General features: G+C 73.1%; 2 protein-coding genes. Both read left to right on the top strand.

Annotation, left to right across the window (positions count from 1 at the left end; all coding sequences use genetic code 11):
- Positions 1-51 precede the first annotated feature (51 nt).
- Positions 52-2,646, top strand: a complete 2,595-nt coding sequence (locus tag AOK23_RS34135) for a bifunctional FO biosynthesis protein CofGH (RefSeq protein ID WP_055716412.1) — start codon at positions 52-54, stop codon at positions 2,644-2,646.
- A 642-nt stretch (positions 2,647-3,288) separates the two neighbouring features.
- A complete protein-coding gene (locus tag AOK23_RS34130) occupies positions 3,289-4,851 on the top strand; it encodes a LamG domain-containing protein (RefSeq protein WP_420823776.1) in 1,563 nt (520 codons plus the stop codon).
- Positions 4,852-4,986: the final 135 nt, after the last annotated feature.

Here is a 4,986-nt window from a genome sequence, read left to right as displayed (position 1 = left end):
AGTCACGAGGCTCCCCGAGGCCACCCCACCCGTCGCTCGTATGCTCGACGAATGACGACTTCCGCCAGCCAGGCCAGCCAGGGAACCGGCCCCACCCAGAACTCCATGCGGCGCGCCCTGAAACGTGCCCGCGACGGCGTGGCGCTGGACGTGGCCGAGGCGGCCGTGCTGCTGCAGGCGCGCGGCGCGGATCTGGAGGACCTCGCCGCGTCGGCGGCCCGCGTACGGGACGCGGGGCTCGCGGAGGCCGGACGGCCCGGCGTCATCACGTACTCCAAGAGCGTGTTCATCCCGCTCACCCGGCTCTGCCGGGACAAATGCCACTACTGCACCTTCGTCACCGTGCCCGGCAAGCTGCGCCGGGCCGGCCACGGGATGTTCATGTCGCCCGACGAGGTCCTCGACGTGGCCCGCAAGGGCGCCGCCCTCGGCTGCAAGGAAGCCCTGATCACTCTCGGCGACAAGCCGGAGGACCGCTGGCCGGAGGCGCGCGAGTGGCTCGACGCGCACGGCTACGACGACACCATCGCCTACGTCCGCGCGATCTCCATCCGCATCCTGGAGGAGACCGGGCTGCTGCCCCACCTCAACCCCGGTGTGATGAGCTGGACCGACTTCCAGCGGCTCAAGCCGGTCGCCCCCTCGATGGGCATGATGCTGGAGACCACCGCGACCCGGCTGTGGTCCGAGCCGGGCGGACCCCACCACGGCTCCCCCGACAAGGAGCCCGCCGTACGGCTGCGGGTCCTGGAGGACGCCGGGCGGTCGTCCGTGCCGTTCACCTCCGGCATCCTCCTCGGCATCGGCGAGACCTACGAGGAGCGGGCCGAGTCCCTCTTCGCGCTGCGCAAGGTCTCCCGTGCCTACCACGGCATCCAGGAACTGATCATCCAGAACTTCCGCGCCAAGCCCGACACCGCGATGCGCGGCATGCCGGACGCGGAACTCGACGAGCTGGTGGCCGCCGTCGCCGTGGCCCGGCTCATCATGGGCCCCTCGGGCTGCATCCAGGCCCCGCCGAACCTCGTCGACAGCGAGTACGAGCGCCTCATCGCCGCCGGGATCGACGACTGGGGCGGGGTGTCGCCCCTCACCATCGACCATGTGAACCCCGAGCGCCCCTGGCCGCAGATCGAGGAGCTCACCGAACGGTCCCGCGCCGCCGGGTTCGAGCTGCGGGAACGGCTCTGCGTGTACCCGGAGTTCGTGACCCGCGGCGAGCCCTGGCTGGACCCGCGGCTCCTCCCGCACGTCCGCGCGCTCGCCGACCCGGAGACCGGCCTCGCCCTCCCGGACGCCGTCGTCGAGGGGCACCCGTGGCAGGAGCCCGACGAGGTCTTCGTCGCCGCCGGACGCACCGATCTGCACACCGCCATCGACACCGAGGGCCGTACCGGCGACCGCCGCGACGACTTCGACTCCGTCTACGGCGACTGGGGCGCCCTGCGCGAGGCCGCCGCGCCCGGCATGGCACCCGAGCGCATCGACACCGACGTACGGGACGCGCTGCGCACGGCCGCCGACGACCCGACCCGGCTCAGCGACGACGAGGCCCTCGCCCTGCTGCACGCGGACGGCCCCGCGCTCGACGCGCTGTGCCGCGTCGCGGACGACGTGCGGAAGACGGCCGTCGGCGACGACGTCACGTACATCGTCACGAGGAACATCAACTTCACCAACGTCTGCTACACCGGCTGCCGTTTCTGCGCCTTCGCGCAGCGCCGCACCGACGCCGACGCGTACACCCTGTCGCTGGAGCAGGTCGCCGACCGAGCGGCGCAGGCGTGGGACGTGGGCGCCGTCGAGGTCTGCATGCAGGGCGGCATCCACCCCGACCTGCCGGGCACCGCGTACTTCGACATCGCGAAGGCGGTGAAGGAGCGGGTGCCGGGGATGCACGTGCACGCGTTCTCGCCCATGGAGGTCGTCAACGGCGCCACCCGCACCGGGATGTCGATCCGGGAGTGGCTGACGGCCGCGAAGGAGGCCGGCCTGGACTCCATCCCCGGCACGGCCGCCGAGATCCTCGACGACGAGGTCCGCTGGGTCCTCACCAAGGGCAAACTGCCCACGGCCACCTGGATCGAGGTGGTGACCACCGCCCACGAACTGGGCATCCGCTCCACCTCGACGATGATGTACGGCCACGTCGACCAGCCCCGGCACTGGCTCGGCCATCTGCGCACCCTCGCCGGCATCCAGCAACGCACCGGCGGCTTCACCGAGTTCGTGACCCTGCCCTTCATCCACACCAACGCGCCGGTCTACCTCGCCGGCATCGCCCGCCCCGGCCCGACGATGCGCGACAACCGCGCGGTCACCGCCATGGCCCGCCTCCTCCTCCACCCATGGATCCCCAACATCCAGACCAGCTGGGTGAAGCTCGGCACCGAGGGCGCCGCCGAGATGCTCCGCTCCGGCGCCAACGACGTCGGCGGCACCCTCATGGAGGAGACGATCTCCCGCATGGCGGGCTCCTCGTACGGCTCGTACAAGTCCGTGCAGGACCTCGTCGCCGTCGCCGAAGCCGCCGGACGCCCGGCACGGCCGCGCACCACCCTGTACGGCCCCGTACCGGAGGAACGGCAGCGCGCGGCCGCCGCCTCCGACGGCCATCTGCCGGAGCTGCTGCCCGTCGTGGACTGAAAACCCTTACTGCCCTGTCCGTCACCCCTGTTAGCTTTCTCCGGCTCGTGCGATCCACGAGCCCAAGACTCACTGGGGAGGGGACAGTTGGGGACGTTACGGAGATCCGGCGGCCGGGGGCTGCTGGCGGTGGGGTGCTCGGTGGCGGCGCTCGTCGCCGCCGTGCCCGGCGTCGCGCACGCGGCGGCGCCGCCGAAGCAGCCGCTGGTGGCGGATCTGAGCACCGAGGGCAAGGCGTGCGCCGCCGGAGACGCCAAGGCGTACATCGCGGAGTCGCCACCGCTGGTCCGGGCGGTGCTGAACGACACCGACGGCGGCCGCGTCGCCGGCGAGTTCGAGGTCTGGTGGACGGACCGTGACGGCGGCGAGCAGCGCCGCACCGCCACGACCACCCAGAAGCTCTCGGGCAGCCCGTTCACCTTCCGGCTGCCGTGGGACGACATCCCCGCAGACACCGTCGTCTCCTGGCACGTGCGAGCCGACGACGGCACGGCGAAATCGCCCTGGAGCTCCGAGGGCGAGGGCTCGGTCTGCCAGTTCGTGTACGACGACACGAACCCGGAGAAGGCCACGGTCACCTCGCCCGAGTACCCGGAGGACGTCCTCTGGGTCGACGGCGTCGGCGTGTACGGCCACTTCACCATGGACTCGCCCTCGGACGACGTCGTGGCCTACCGCTACGGCTTCCTCGGCGGCCCGTACGACACCGTGCGGCCCGACGAGCCGGGCGGGGCCGTGGCCATCCCCTTCCTGCCGCTTCGCTCGGGACCGAACACGCTGGCGGTCCGCGCGCTCGACCGCGCCGGGCGCAGCAGCGGCGAGACGTCGTACCGCTTCTTCGTGAAGTCCGGCCGCGCCCCCGTCGCCCACTGGAACCTCGCCGACCCCGCGGGCTCGGCGACCGCCGCCGCCGAGACCGGCACCGCCGCCGAGGCGGGCAGCGGGGTCACCTTCGGCGGCGCGGCACCCTCCGGTACGGGCCTCGCCTCGGCGGCGGTCCTGGACGGCAGCAGCCACGCATATCTCACCCCGGGCGGCCCGGCCGTCGCCGACCCCCGGAAGACGTTCGCGGTCAGCGGCTGGGCGCGGCCCGCGCAGACCGACCGGACCATGACCGTCGCCGCCCAGGACGCCGGCGACGCCTCGGCCTTCGCGCTCGGCCTCGACGCGCGCGGCGAGCGGCCGGTGTGGTCGTTCACCGTGGGCGGCGCCCGGGTGACGGGCGGCGCGCCGGAGACCGGGGAGTGGGCGCACCTGCTGGGAGTGTACGACGCCGAGACCGGCGAGGCCCAGCTGTACGTCAACGGCCGGGCCGTCGGCACCAAGGCGAAGGCGGAGCCCGGCGCGGGCACCGGCGACTTCCAGATCGGGCGCGCCCGTGACGGCCGGGGCCACCACGACCGCTGGCACGGCGGGCTCGCCGGCATCCGGGTCCACGACCGGGTCGTCGTCCCCACCGAGGCCGCCGAACTCGCGCACCGCAAGCCGCGCTCCCTCGGACACTGGTCGCTGGAGAACGCGACGGACGGGGCGAGCCCCGAGCAGGACGGCGGCACGCCGCTGAAGCTGGGCACGGGCGCGGCGATCCACCGCGGCCCGGACGGCTCCTGCGTCCCGGACCTCGACCCGGACTGCCCGGCGGTACCGGACGCGCTCGTCGGCGACGGCCACCTCACGCTGGACGGCGAGACGGGCCACGCGGCCACCTCGGGCCCCGTCCTCGACACCTCGGACAGCTTCTCGATCGGCGTCGTCGTACGCCTGGCGGACGCGGAGCCGTCCCGCCCGATGACCGTGCTGTCCCAGGGCGGCACGCACACCGACGTGTTCAAGGTGCGCTACGAGCCGTCGGAGTACGCCTGGCAGCTGGTGATGCCCGTGGCCGACGAGGAGGGCGCGGCCGAGGTCGTGGTCGCCCAGGTCTCCACGACCGAGGGCGAAGAACAGCGGCTCGCGGTCGTTTACGACGATGCCACCGACCGGATCAGGCTCTACCTCGACGGCATGACCAGTGCCGAGGGCACCGCGGACTTCCCGGACGGCTGGGAGAGCTCCGGCCCCCTCCAGGTCGGCCGCGCCCGCGTCGGCGACGGCTGGGGCGAGTACCTGCGCGGTGACGTCGACGAGGTCCACGCCTTCGCCGGCGCGATCGACGACGGTGACGTCCGTCAACTGGGCTGGGGCGTCGAGCCCTGCCTCTGCTGAACGACCTCGCACCACGGCGACGCCCCCGCCGTCGTACGGCCCCCAAGGCTCGTACGGTGGCGGGGGCGTCGGCGGATCTAGTGCTGTGACCGGAAAGGTTTGCCGGAAAGCTCGCGGCGTCCGGTGCGGTGCCTC

This window comes from Streptomyces torulosus (assembly GCF_001419765.1).
GTDB lineage: Bacteria > Actinomycetota > Actinomycetes > Streptomycetales > Streptomycetaceae > Streptomyces > Streptomyces torulosus.
This window is presented reverse-complemented; position numbering and strand designations above follow the sequence as displayed.